This is a genomic window from Microvirga sp. BF8, assembly GCF_059888585.1.
Map to the genome: position 1 here is coordinate 3,852,726 of NZ_CM187619.1, position 12,474 is coordinate 3,865,199.

The 12,474-nt window shown below is 59.2% G+C and carries 11 protein-coding genes and 1 pseudogene; 6 read left to right on the forward strand and 6 right to left on the reverse strand.

The window, feature by feature from the left end:
* Positions 1–6: 6 nt before the first annotated feature.
* Positions 7–1,137, reverse strand: a complete 1,131-nt coding sequence (locus tag AC522E_RS18195) for an efflux RND transporter periplasmic adaptor subunit (protein WP_500747638.1) — start codon at positions 1,135–1,137, stop codon at positions 7–9.
* A 140-nt stretch (positions 1,138–1,277) separates the two neighbouring features.
* Here AC522E_RS18195 and AC522E_RS18200 point away from each other — a divergent pair.
* Together AC522E_RS18200 and AC522E_RS18205 are read left to right on the forward strand one after the other, a co-directional pair.
* A pseudogene (locus tag AC522E_RS18200) lies at positions 1,278–1,448 on the forward strand (TetR/AcrR family transcriptional regulator); the annotation flags it as partial.
* 9 nt (positions 1,449–1,457) lie between these two features.
* Positions 1,458–1,856: a hypothetical protein gene (locus AC522E_RS18205; protein WP_500750754.1), complete on the forward strand. Its 399-nt coding sequence runs from the start codon at positions 1,458–1,460 to the stop codon at positions 1,854–1,856.
* Between the two features lie 11 nt (positions 1,857–1,867).
* Here the strand turns inward: AC522E_RS18205 and AC522E_RS18210 are convergent, their stop codons facing one another.
* Together AC522E_RS18210 and AC522E_RS18215 are read right to left on the reverse strand one after the other, a co-directional pair.
* Positions 1,868–3,043: a CaiB/BaiF CoA transferase family protein gene (locus AC522E_RS18210; protein ID WP_500747639.1), complete on the reverse strand. Its 1,176-nt coding sequence runs from the start codon at positions 3,041–3,043 to the stop codon at positions 1,868–1,870.
* A 17-nt stretch (positions 3,044–3,060) separates the two neighbouring features.
* Positions 3,061–4,257, reverse strand: coding sequence for an acyl-CoA dehydrogenase (locus tag AC522E_RS18215; RefSeq protein WP_500747640.1), 1,197 nt, complete (start codon positions 4,255–4,257; stop codon positions 3,061–3,063).
* Positions 4,258–4,399: 142 nt separating this feature from the next.
* Between AC522E_RS18215 and AC522E_RS18220 the strand changes: the two genes are divergently transcribed.
* A complete protein-coding gene (locus tag AC522E_RS18220; RefSeq protein ID WP_500747641.1) occupies positions 4,400–5,347 on the forward strand; it encodes a LysR family transcriptional regulator in 948 nt (315 codons plus the stop codon).
* Here AC522E_RS18220 and AC522E_RS18225 read toward each other — a convergent pair.
* The 3 genes from AC522E_RS18225 to AC522E_RS18235 all read right to left on the reverse strand — a co-directional run bounded on the left by AC522E_RS18225 (position 5,301) and on the right by AC522E_RS18235 (position 9,460).
* A complete protein-coding gene (locus tag AC522E_RS18225) occupies positions 5,301–6,488 on the reverse strand; it encodes a multidrug effflux MFS transporter (protein ID WP_500747642.1) in 1,188 nt (395 codons plus the stop codon). The two genes, AC522E_RS18220 and AC522E_RS18225, sit on opposite strands and share 47 nt — an antisense overlap.
* A gap of 243 nt (positions 6,489–6,731) precedes the next feature.
* The gene (locus AC522E_RS18230) at positions 6,732–8,387 is read right to left on the reverse strand and encodes an ABC transporter permease (protein WP_500747643.1); all 1,656 of its coding nucleotides are present in this window, start codon (positions 8,385–8,387) and stop codon (positions 6,732–6,734) included.
* Positions 8,384–9,460: an ABC transporter ATP-binding protein gene (locus AC522E_RS18235; protein WP_500747644.1), complete on the reverse strand. Its 1,077-nt coding sequence runs from the start codon at positions 9,458–9,460 to the stop codon at positions 8,384–8,386. Before AC522E_RS18235 ends, AC522E_RS18230 begins: the two co-directional genes overlap by 4 nt.
* A gap of 110 nt (positions 9,461–9,570) precedes the next feature.
* Between AC522E_RS18235 and AC522E_RS18240 the strand changes: the two genes are divergently transcribed.
* Genes AC522E_RS18240 through AC522E_RS18250 form a run of 3 tightly spaced genes read left to right on the forward strand, consistent with a single transcriptional unit; the run spans position 9,571 to position 12,471 of the window.
* Positions 9,571–10,542 (forward strand): extracellular solute-binding protein, encoded by a 972-nt coding sequence (locus AC522E_RS18240; RefSeq protein ID WP_500747645.1) that lies wholly within the window; start codon positions 9,571–9,573, stop codon positions 10,540–10,542.
* A gap of 25 nt (positions 10,543–10,567) precedes the next feature.
* Positions 10,568–11,560, forward strand: coding sequence for a hypothetical protein (locus tag AC522E_RS18245; protein ID WP_500747646.1), 993 nt, complete (start codon positions 10,568–10,570; stop codon positions 11,558–11,560).
* Between the two features lie 26 nt (positions 11,561–11,586).
* Positions 11,587–12,471, forward strand: coding sequence for a MurR/RpiR family transcriptional regulator (locus AC522E_RS18250; RefSeq protein WP_500747647.1), 885 nt, complete (start codon positions 11,587–11,589; stop codon positions 12,469–12,471).
* Positions 12,472–12,474: the final 3 nt, after the last annotated feature.

Genomic DNA, 12,474 nt, shown 5'->3' on the forward strand with positions numbered 1-12,474 from the left:
TACAGCCTATTCGGTCGCGAGTTTTGACGTGTCGATCTTCGTCAGATCGATCGTATTGTTGATCTTGACTGTCGATCCTGCCTGAAGTTTGTTCTGCCCGGATGCGACGATCTGCTGGCCTGGCTCGACGCCGGACAGGATCTCCACAGCGCTGCCGCGACGACGGCCTATCTTGACGAAGACCTGCTTTGCCACATCCACCTTCTCGCCACCCTTGTCTTCGGGCTCGATGGTGTAGACGTAGTCGCCATAGAGGCTGGTGATCACCGCTGTCTGCGGAATGGTGATCACGTTCGGCTCCGGCGGGAGAATCGCTTCGACATGCAGGAACTGCCCCGGCAGGATTTCGCCATCCTTCCCAACGCTGACGACTGCCTGAACAGAGACCAGCCGTGTTTTGGGGTCGACGCGTGGATCCTTACCGGTGACGTTTCCTGTAAAACGGAGATCGTTAGGCGCGACGCCGACGCGGATGTCCTGGCCGAGCTTGATCTTGCTCGCATCCTGTTCGGGAACGGTAAAATCGACCTTCATCGACGATAGGTCCTGGAAGCTTGCGATAACGGTACCAGGCTGGAGATACTGACCAATATCAATTCGCGGAATACCGATGACGCCCGAGAAGGGTGCCTTTAATGCCTTCTGTTCAATGGTTGCTTCGATGCGCGCCAGCCGCGACCGCGCCGCAGCGAGAGCTGCGCTGGCCTGATCGAAGTTTGCTTCCGTTCCATATCCACGGGAAGAGAGGGTCTTCGCGCGCTCGAAATTGCTCTCACCGACCTTCACTGCAGCCCGTACATCCTGCAGATCGGCGCGTTCGACCGCGTCGTCGAGCTGGACCAGGACCTCGCCCGCGCGAATCTCCTGGTTCGCCTTGAACTTGATTTCCTTCACGATACCGGGCGTCTCGAACGACAGTTCGACGCCATTGGCTGCCCGGGCCGTTCCGATTGCACTGACCGCAGGGGTCCATGTCCTGGCTTCCACTTTCGCCGATGAAATCACCTGGGGCGGTGCCTTCATGTTGGCAAAGAAGTCCTTGATCATCTTGTCTTTGAAAAAGTTGAACCAGATCAGACCAGCGCACAGTCCAACCGCAAGAATGAACACAAGAGAGACTACAATGCGCCGCTTCATGGGCCTGTCCCGAAGTTTGCAGGTCCGAAGAATCGGATCCTATCTGAAAATGGAGGTGCGGCTTAGCGCAACTTCCCCTTGACGCCAATGCCACCGCGCCATTTATATACCGTCTGGACGGTTTAGTGCAAGAGGTGGGAATGTTCGCATGTATCCGGGGCCGAAAGAGTTCACGAGAAAAAATTCTCGATGCGGCCGCTGAACTCGTTGGCGAAATCGGCGCAGGGCGACTGACCCTGGATGCCGTTGCCGAACGATCCGGACTCAGCAAAGGCGGACTTCTTTATAATTTTCCGAGCAAGGACGCACTCCTGCAGGCAATGATTCAGCGCCTTGTGGATGAGGTATCCTCCGAGAAAGCGTCTCTTCGCAAGGAATTTTCTCCCGGACGTAACCTTGAGGCCCGCCTTTGCACGGCAGCTCTTCTCAAGATGTGCGGCACCGGCAAGATGAAGGAAATAGCCACCGGGATGCTGGCAGCCTCGTCCGAAAATCCGCGCCTTCTGGAGCCGGTACGGAATGTGGTCAGGGAGACCCTAGAAAAACTGAGGACAACCTCGGAGGACCTTGATGCCAGCCTGCTGGCGTGGCTGGCTGTCGAAGGCCTGCGCAGCATGGAAATGCACGATATCAGCCCCTTTTCGGAAGACGACCGGAGCCGCATTGTCGGTGCTATAGACCGTCTGCTCGACAAGGGCATCGCCGAGCAAGCTCCCTGACAAGCGCTTGCTCAGGCCATCCAGGAAGGATCGCCGAGGACTTCGTCCGTATGCTCTCCGAGGCGTGGAGAGGGCCGCCCAGCGGCCATGGGCTCACCGTCCATGACAATAGGTGACCTTACGGACGGGATGGCTCCGCCCTTGGCTCCGGGCGCTGGCAGATCGATTTTCATCCCGCGTGCAATCACCTGCGGATCCGCGAAGACATCGGCCACCGTGTTGATCGGGCCGGCCGGAACGCCCTCGACCTCGAGACTGGACAAAAGCGCCTGCCGCGTTGTTCGAAGGGTCAACTCGGTGAGAATGGGTGTTAAGTCGGCGCGGTGGCGGACCCGCCCTGCATTGTTCCTGAACCTTTCATCCTCGGCGAGATCGGGGCGGCCCAGAACTCTTACGAATCTGGCATATTGCCCATCATTCCCGACCGCTACGATCACATGCCCGTCGGAGACGGGAAATACCTGATAGGGAACGATATTGGGATGAGCGTTGCCCATGCGCCGGGGCGCTTTGCCAGAAGCAAGATAGTTCATAGCCTGGTTGGCAAGAACGCTCGTCTGAACATCAAGAAGCGCCATGTCGACGTGAGCGCCCTCCCCGGTTTCGTCTCGGCGACGCAAGGCAGCGAGCACGCCAACGACGGAATAGACCCCGGTGAAGATGTCAGCAAAGGCAACGCCAATCTTCTGAGGTTCGCCCTCTGGGTCGCCCGTCAGGTCCATGATGCCGCCCATGCCCTGGATCATGAAATCGTAGCCTGCCCGCGCAGCATAGGGGCCGCTCTGACCGAAGCCCGTAATAGAGCAATAGACGAGTCGCGGATTGACGGACCGGAGGCTCTCATAGTCGAGGCCATATTTCTTCAGTCCGCCGACCTTGAAATTTTCGATAACCACGTCCGCATGAGCGGCAAGCTTGCGGATGAGAGCCTGCCCCTCCGCCGTCTCGAAATCGACGGCAATGGAGCGTTTGCCACGATTGCATGAATGGAAGTAGGCCGCCGAGAGGTCGCCTCCATCGGCAGCCTCGATGAAGGGCGGCCCCCATCCGCGGGTGTCGTCACCTACGCCTGGCCGCTCGACCTTGACCACATCCGCGCCAAGGTCGGCGAGAAGCTGGCCAACCCAGGGGCCGGCCAGGATTCGGGCGAGTTCGAGGACCTTGAGCCCTTCAAGCGGCTTTATCATCACGTATCCCGTATGGTTCAGAAGAACGCCTGCAACCCGGTCTGCGCTCGGCCGAGGATGAGGGCATGCACGTCGTGAGTCCCTTCATAGGTGTTGACGGTCTCCAGATTCTGCGCGTGGCGCATCACGTGGTACTCTTCCTGGATCCCGTTGCCGCCATGCATGTCGCGCGCCTGCCGGGCGATATCGAGCGCCTTGCCGCAGTTGTTGCGCTTCACGAGCGAGATCATCTCAGGCGCCATGCGGCCCTCATCGAAGAGGCGGCCGACGCGCAGGGATGCATGGAGGCCGAGGGTGATCTCGGTCATCATGTCCGCCAGCTTCTTTTGCACAAGCTGCGTCGCCGCGAGCGGCCTGTCGAACTGCTTGCGATCGAGGGTGTATTGGCGCGCCCGATGCCAGCAATCCTCAGCAGCACCCATGGCGCCCCAGGAAATGCCGTAGCGAGCCCGGTTAAGGCAGCCGAAAGGGCCCTTCAACCCGGACACGTTCGGCAGCAGCGCCTCCTCCGGCACCTCGACGCCATCCATGACGATCTCGCCAGTAATCGAGGCACGCAGCGAGAGCTTGCCGCCGATCTTCGGTGCCGAGAGACCCTTCATCCCCTTGTCGAGCACGAAGCCACGGATCTGGTTGTCGTGGGCCGCCGATTTTGCCCAGACGACGAACACGTCCGCGATGGGGGAGTTCGAGATCCACATCTTGGTGCCGGTCAGGCGGTAGCCGCCGTCGATCTTCTCGGCACGGGTCTTCATGCCGGCCGGATCCGAGCCGGCATCCGGCTCGGTGAGGCCGAAGCAGCCGACGAACTCGCCCGAAGCCAGCTTCGGCAAGTACTTCTTGCGTTGCTCTTCACTGCCGTAGGCATAGATTGGATACATGACGAGGGAGGATTGCACGCTCATCATGGAGCGGTATCCAGAATCGACCCGCTCGACCTCCCGCGCTACGAGGCCATAAGCTACGTAGGAGGCACCCGCACAGCCATATTCCTCCGGCAAGGTGACCCCGAGAAGGCCGAGTTCTCCCATCTCGTTGAAGATCGCGCGGTCCGTGCGTTCCTCACGATAGGCCTCGATAACCCGTGGCAGGAGCTTGTCCTGGGCATAGGCACGGGCGGTGTCTCGGATCATACGCTCGTCGTCGGTGAGCAGATCCTCGATCAGGAGTGGATCGTCCCACTGGAGTTTTGCGAGTTCGTGTGCGCCGGCCATGGTTCCGATCCTTCCTCTGTGGCGCCGCGGAGGCCAGCGACGCCGGGATGCAGTTGATGAATTTGGGACGGAAAATCGCCCTGGACAGCTGGGAAGTAAAGCGACATCTTCGAAGCAGGTTATTCGCAATTGGAATGAATTGGTGTTCAAGCGCGGCTTTCTTCCCAGCGTTGGCAACCTTCTCGCCTTCGAGGCGACAGCCCGGCACGGCAGCGTCTCACGGGCTGCGGAAGAGCTGAACCTGACCCAAAGTGCCGTTTCCCGGCAGATCCAGCAACTGGAAGACGCCCTCGGCGTATCACTGTTCAGCCGCACCCGGCAGCGAGTGGTGCTCACCGATGTCGGGCGCATCTATGCAGCCCATGTCCGCAATACGCTTGGCGAGCTCTCGGATGCCACGCGACAGGCGATCGCCCTGTCTGGGACTAGCGGGGTTCTGAATCTGGCAGTCCTGCCCACGTTCGGCACCCGCTGGCTCATACCGCGCGTGCCCGAATTCTTCGATAAACATCCCGACGTCACCGTGAATTTCGGTGTAAGGCTGGTCCCATTCGATTTTGCGGCAGAACCTTTCGACGCTGCCATCCATTTCGGCCAGCCTCATTGGCCCGGTGCCCGGTGCGATCATCTCCTGGACGAAGAATGTGTCCCGGTTTGCAGCCCGGACTATCGACGCCGGGAACAGATCCAAGCTCCGGCGGATCTCGCCCGCGCTACTCTTCTGCAGCAGAGCACCCGCTCCACAAGCTGGTCGGAATGGTCCATCGTCGCAAAAGTGGATATTGGGAACGCACTTCGCGGACCGCGGTTCGAACAATTCGCAATGGTCGCTCAGGCAGCCGTGGCTGGGCTCGGGGTCGGACTCATTCCTCATTTTCTGATTGCTGACGAGCTCGCCTCGGGCCGTCTCATCATCCTGTTTCCGCAGAGCCTGGTCAGCAGCGGCGCCTATTATCTTGTCTATCCAGAGCCTAAGGCAGAGGCGCCGCTCGTGCGTTCGTTCCGAGACTGGATCAAGGAGAAAGCTCAACAGGCTCCCGCCATTATGGATAAGACGCCCGGCGTTCCAGAACCGTCCAGCTCAAGGTAAAGGCGCCCCAGCCACAAGCCGCAATGGCGACCACCATGGAACGAGGCGTTCCGTCGAAGAAGGCGCTCACCAGGGCGATCATGACGGCACCCGTGCAAAGCTGCAGCGTCCCCATCAGGGCGGAAGCAGTTCCCGCAATTGGTCCATGAGTTTCCAGAGCCAGAATCGCAGTCGAGGGAATCACGAGACCGAGGCAGCCGAACGATGTAAACAGGAACGCCCAAAGGAGGTAGGGACTGTCAATCCCCCACAGCGTCAGCACGAATAGCGCCGTCGTTAGGACAGCAAAGATACTGATAGCCGATCGGACGACACGCTCCGCCCCGAAGCGCCGCATCAGGGTGCTGTTAAACTGGGCCCCGCCGATGAAGGCAATCGCATTCGACGCGAAGACCAAGCTGTAGCGGGACGGCGTGAGGCCGAAATGCTCGATAAACACCACGGAAGAACCTGCCAGATAGGCGAAGAAGCTCGCCTGACCGAGCCCCCCGATGAAGACAAGTCCAAGGAACCTCCAATCCTTGAGCAGGCTTCCATAGGCTCCGAGGACCTGACGGATGCTGCGATGCCCGGAATTTGCCTTCCGCGTCTCGGGCAGCAGGGTTGCAACGACGGCAAGTCCCAGAAGACCGATGCCGGCGATAACCCAGAAAATGACGCGCCAGCTATAGAATTCCGTCAGTGTGCTTCCTGCGAGAGGTGCCAGGATGGGCGAGACGCTGAAGACCAGCATGGTTGTCGCCATCAGGCGTGCAGCCTCAGCCCCAGTATGCAGATCCCGGATAATGGCGCGGGTAATGACCATGCTGGCGCAGGCCCCCACCCCCTGGAGGAACCGGAACGCAATCAGCGCCTCCGCACTTCGGGCAAAGCTGCAACCGATCGCACCGACAACGAATAGGGCCAATCCAAGATAGATCGGTGGCTTGCGGCCGACCTGATCAGATACGGGACCGTAGATAATCTGGCAGATAGCAACCGCGAGAAAGAAGCTCATCAGGCTCATCTGGATGGCGCCGACATCAGCCTCCAGTTCCCGGGCAATCGCCGGAAAAGCAGGAAGATACATATCAATAGCGAAGGGCCCGATAGCGGAGAGCATACCCAGAACGAGGGCATTGCGAAGAAACGTGGTCTGCATGGAAGTGGATTCCGTCAACCGACCTGACGATCGGAAAAGAGCAACGGCCTGCGTCCGAGGGAACGCGGGGAGCGACAAAACAGGAAAGTGCAAAGGGAAGGACCGGAGTTACAGCAGGCAGATGCCCAATCGCTGCAATGCATAATGTTATGCCGTCCCGATCAGCGACGCAAGACAGGAATTTATACAATAAGGCCGTGTCGCGAGCGGGGTGCGACACGGCCTGAAAGGCATGCGATGGTCCTAGAGGAGTGCGCTCTCCTTACGTCCCGAGAGATGGAAAGCGGCGTAAACCGCCACGACCGTCATCGAGAGCAGAATTGTCGAGAGGGCCGAGGCCGTTCCGTATTCACCATCCATGACGGACAGATAAATTCGCACCGGCATCGTGATCGTACGACCGACATAGAGCACCAGCGAGGATGACAGTTCATTCATGGCTGTCACGAAGCTCATGAGGCCGCCGGCGAGGATCCCCGGAACAATGAGGGGGACCGTCACCTTCAAAAAGGCTTTTCCGGGCGCGTAGCCGAGACTGACGGCGGCATCCTCGAGGTTCGGGCCAACCTGCTTCAACGCCGCTGCGACCGAGCGAGCCGAGTAAGGCAGGCGTCGCACATAGACCGCAAGGATGATGATGAGCCCGGTTCCTGTGAGGGCCAGCGGAGGGTCGTTGAATCGCGTGATGAAGGCGATGCCCATTACAATCCCCGGCACGATGTAGGGAATCATCAGCAGGGCGTCGAGGGCTCCCGTAGAGACGCTTGGCCGCCGCGAGATCAGGTAGCCGATCAGGGTCCCGCTGATGACGATGGCGACGACCGCCACCGAAGAGAACAGCAGAGTGTTCCAGATCGGGTCGGACACGGTTGCAATCACCTTCTCATAACTCTGCAAGCTGAGGCCGGGCTGAAAAACCGGGCCGCTGGTACGGCGGAAGGAGAAGATGACCACGATGATGGCCGGCAATGCGCCGAGAAGTACGATCACATAGGCGACGAGATGCAGACCAAGCGCCTTCAGCCCCACCGCCCGCTGACGCTCCGGCTTCTTGATGAGATTGCTGTAATAGACGTTTTTGCGCAGTACCCAGCGCTGCCCGAACACGACCATCATGGACAGGACGATCAGGACGATGCTCAGCGCCGATGCCATGCCGGGGTTTCCTCCGACCTCACCCGCAAAAAGGTTGAAAGCCTCTGTCGCCAACACGTTGAAATCGCGTCCGATGATGCGCGGAGTGCCGAAATCGGCGATCGACAGCACGAAAGTCAGGAGAGCGCTCGCCGAAATGGCCGGCAGGATGAGTGGAAACGTAACGATGAACAGGCGCTTCCATGGCGGCACGCCCAAGCTCTCTGCTGCTTCCTCGACGGAACGATTGATGGCAGCCAACGCGCCCGAAGTAATCAGGAATACATGCGGAAAGAACTTCAAACTGAATACGAGGATGACCCCCGCCACGCCATATATCGGTGGAATGGATATCCCGATGGATCCGAGCCCCTTGCGGACGACGCCGCTGGCGCCGAACAGGACGATCCACGCATAGGCACCGATGAAGGGTGGAGAAACGAGAGCCACGACCGCAAGCGTTTGGATCAGCGTACGGCCTACAATGTGAAAGCGTGTCATCACGAAGGCGAGGGTTACGCCCAGGACAAGTGCGCCTGCCATACCGCCGAACCCGGCGATGAATGTATTGCCTATGGCCCGCTGATACGCCTTGACAGTGAAGATCTCTGCATAATGGACAAGAGTGAATGCCCCGGTCTCGTTGTCGATCAGACTGGCCCACAGGATCGACGACAGCGGCCAGACAAGAAGAAGGAGAAGCACGGCCCAGGCCGCGATAAGGACAATGGTCCAGAGGTCGAAGCGAGTGCGCCTTTTCATCATGACCGTTCAACCTTCACCACATCTCCGTTCTGATCGAACAAGGCGATCTTCGCGAGAGGCAGGAGAACATCGACGGACTGGCCCTCCATCGCAATGAAGTCGGCACTGGGATCCGCAACCTGGGCGATGATCTCGCCAGCCTCGGTCTTCAGGGAATAGTGGGCCTCGCGTCCGAGAAAGGTAACTTTTCGAACTTCACCCCGCAGGGCCACCGCCTCTCCATCGGCCCCTTGGCGGCCAAGAATCACATTCTCCGGGCGAATGGCGAGTTCGAAGGTGCCGCCTGTGCCGGCATGAGGAAACACCAGCGACTGGCTGCCGACTTGAAGGCGACCCCCTTCGAGTTCGGCTGCCACGAAATTCATCGTGCCCACGAAGCTCGCTGCAAAGCGGCGGATGGGACGCCGGTAGATCTCGAAAGGTGTCCCGATTTGTTCTGCGCGGCCTTTATGCATGACACAGATGCGGTCGGAGACTGCGAGAGCCTCCTCCTGATCATGGGTAACATAGATCGTGGTGATCCCAAGTCGCCGCTGAATATCGCGGATGTCTTCGCGCAATTCGATGCGTAGCTTGGCGTCGAGATTCGACAGGGGCTCGTCCATGAGGAGGAGGGTCGGACGGATTGCCATGGCCCGGGCAAGGCCAATGCGCTGCTGCTGGCCGCCGGACATTTCCGCGGGAAGTCGGGCCTGGTAACCGTCGAGGCGCACCATCTTCAGGCTCTCGGCAACCCGGGCCTCAATGTCGGATTTGGACAGAGAGCGGGCCTTGAGCCCGAATGCAACGTTCTCTGCAACCGTCAGATGGGGGAACACAGCGTAATCCTGAAACACCATGCCGATGTCACGCTTGTGGGCGGGCTTATCATCGATTCGCTCGCCCTTAACGATAATTTCGCCCCGGTCTTGGCGCTGAAAGCCTGCGATCGTCCGCAAAAGGGTGGTTTTTCCACACCCACTTGGGCCAAGCAGAGTGAAGAACTCGCCCGAGGCAATCGTGAGATCGATACCCTCGAGGACCCGAACGTCCCGATAGCTTTTGGCCAGCCCCTGGATCCTCAACTCCGCCACACCCTGCTCCTCATCTTGTATAATTACGTCATGCTGTTAGCCGACTTTACAAAACTTACAGCTTTCAGCAACATGGCGTAGCTTTGCTACTTAATCTGGGGAGGGATGAAATGCTGAAGGTGAGTTTGGCGGCTGGTATATTGTTGACATCGTTGAGCGTCGCCGCCATGGCGCAGGATAAGTCAGTGGTCGTTTATACGGCTCACAAGGCTTCGATCGTCGATGCCCTGGTTCCTAAATTCGAAAAAGAGACCGGAATCAAGGTCGACGTGGTGAAAGCTGGGTCCGGCGATATCATCAAACGCGTGAAGGCTGAGTCTTCCGCACCCAAGGCTGATGTGATCTGGAGCATTGGCGGCGAACAGCTGGAGGATAACAAAGATCTGCTGCAGACATACGTCCCGAAGGACGACGCGGCTATCCTGCAGGCCTACAAAGTCAGCCCCGAATGGATCCCCTATACGGGTATCCTTCTCGTCATGGCCGTCAACAACAAGGAGTTGAAACCGGCCGACTACCCCAAGACTTGGGCTGAGCTCGGCGATGCCAAATGGAAGGGCAAGGTCTCATCGGCACGGGCGGATTCCTCCGGATCATCCTTCCAGCAACTTGCGACCGTACTTCTCGCTTATGGCGACAAGGGTTGGGATGTTTATAACAAGACCCTCGCCAACATGAACCTCTCGGACTCCTCGGGAGCCGTCCCACGCTATGTCAACGATGGCGAGGCTCTTGTGGGCCTCACCCTCGAAGACAACGCCCTCGACTACGTCAAGGGCGGCGGCAACGTCGCGATCGTTTATCCGGAGGACGGATCCTCGACGGTCGCAGACGGGGTTGCGCTCGTGAAAGGTGCGCCGCACGCGGACAATGGGAAGGTCTTCATCGACTGGCTGTTGTCCAAGCCTGTTCAGGAGCAGCTTGTATCGGATATTGGCCGTCGTTCGGTACGCAAGGACGTGACAGGCGCCGGGTTGAAGCCGATCAGCGAGATAAAGCTGGTCGATTACGACATCAAGAAGGTGGCCCAGCATCGCACTGAATGGATCGCCAAATGGAAAACTGCCCTGCAGAACCGCTGATCCGCGTTGCAGCGATGACGACGTCATGCTGATCGAGGCGTTTACCGAGGCAAAGGATCCCTCTAGGCCTCACACCAACGAGGATCGCCTCGTCATTCTGCCGGGATGCGGTTATGCGGTCATCGACGGAGTCACGGACCGCCTCGGAACGCGATATGATGGTGTCCTGTCCGGCCAGTATGCTGCCATGATCGTCAAGGGCGCGCTCGAGCACATGCTGAGCGCGCCCGATGCACCCACGGACGGCATGACGATCGTTCGAGGTCTCACTCAGGCGATCGAAAATGCCTACCTGGCCCATGGCATGCTCGATAGGGCGCGAACTGACTGCAACGTGCGCCTTTCGGCGGCGCTCGCCCTGGTCCTGGTTCACCAACGAAGTCTCGACGTGATCCTTGTCGGTGACAGCGGCGTGCGGCTCAACGGCCGCGAGACTCTGCGCATGGAGAAGGACCTGGACCTGATCACGTCGATCCTGCGGCAGCAGGCTTGGCCCATGATTGGCGATAGGACGAGCGATGCCACCATGCGGGAGCAACTGTCGCGACGCATTACTTGGCACGGAACCCGTCAGGCAGTGAATTCATTCGACGGCGTTCTAACCCTGGATGATATGAACCGAATCGAAGAACTTGCCATCGGTGCCAATCTCGCAGCTCTGCCTCATGTACCTGGCGACCTGATCGAACATCTCGTGACCGGCGGCATTGTCAACGCTCAAGGCGGTTATCAGAACGACCCTGCCACAATTCTCGGATACCCCTGCCTCGATGGTTTCCCGGTGCCGGAAAGCCTGATCCGCATGGAGAGCTTTGACCGGGAAGATATCGATACGATCGAAATCTATTCCGATGGATATTTCAAAACTGGCAAGGGCTTCGGCGTCGAATCCTGGGAGACCGCCTTCGCAGAGGCAGAGCGCGATGATCCAGCAAAGGTTATCTTGTACCCTTCCCCAAAGGGATCAACGCAGACAAGCTGGGCAGACGATAGAACGTATCTCGGCGTTCGTCTCTAGGGATTTGATCTGTCCGGAATGATGGAATGAACTGCTCCAGCAACCTGATCGAAACCATCGAGCAAATTGCGCCGACCTTGAAGAAGGCGGAGCGTCGGGTCGCTGACCTTGTCCTGCAGGACATCGAAGGAACCACTCGTGCCAGCATCAAATCCTTCGCCATACAGGCGCAGGTCAGCGAGCCCACTGTGATGCGATTTGCGCGCCGCGTGGGCTGCGACGGCTTTAGCGACTTCAAGATGCGGCTGGCGCAAGACTTTGCGGTCGGGCGCATGTACATCGAGGCCGAGCGCAAGGTACAGGCCGGCGATGCCGGAACTACTGCGCAACACGTGTATCGATCGGGTATGGATGCCCTCAGTACCGCTTTTGCAGGGCTTGAAGAGGATGCGCTGACGAAAGCCGCGACGGCGGTCGCCAATGCCGACCGCATCGCGTGCCTAGGGGTCGGTGGCAGTTCCGCCGTGATGGCCCAGGAAATGGAGAACCGACTGTTCAGGTTCGGCCTGCCGGTGACAGCCAGTGCAGATCCTTACAAACAGCGGATGTTGGCAGCGATCGCCGACAAAGGCGACGCGTTCCTGATCTTCTCGGTAACGGGCAAGCCGCGCTCTCTCGTCGATGCCGCCGGAATTGCCGTCGACCGGGGCGCCGTCGTCATCGCGATCACATTGCCACACTCTCCATTGAGTGCGCATGCGAGCCTGCTTCTGCCGCTCGCCATCCCCGGGGACGAGGTTCACTTCAATTTTCCGAACCGCACACGCTACGGCCAACTCCTCGTCATCGACTGCCTTTCCGCTCTTGTCGGGGCAATGAAGCAACCAGTCTCGGCGCGCAAACTTCACCGGATCAGGACAACCCTTGTCGCGTTGCACGGGCACACGGAGGCGCAGCCGATTGGGGACTAGAGG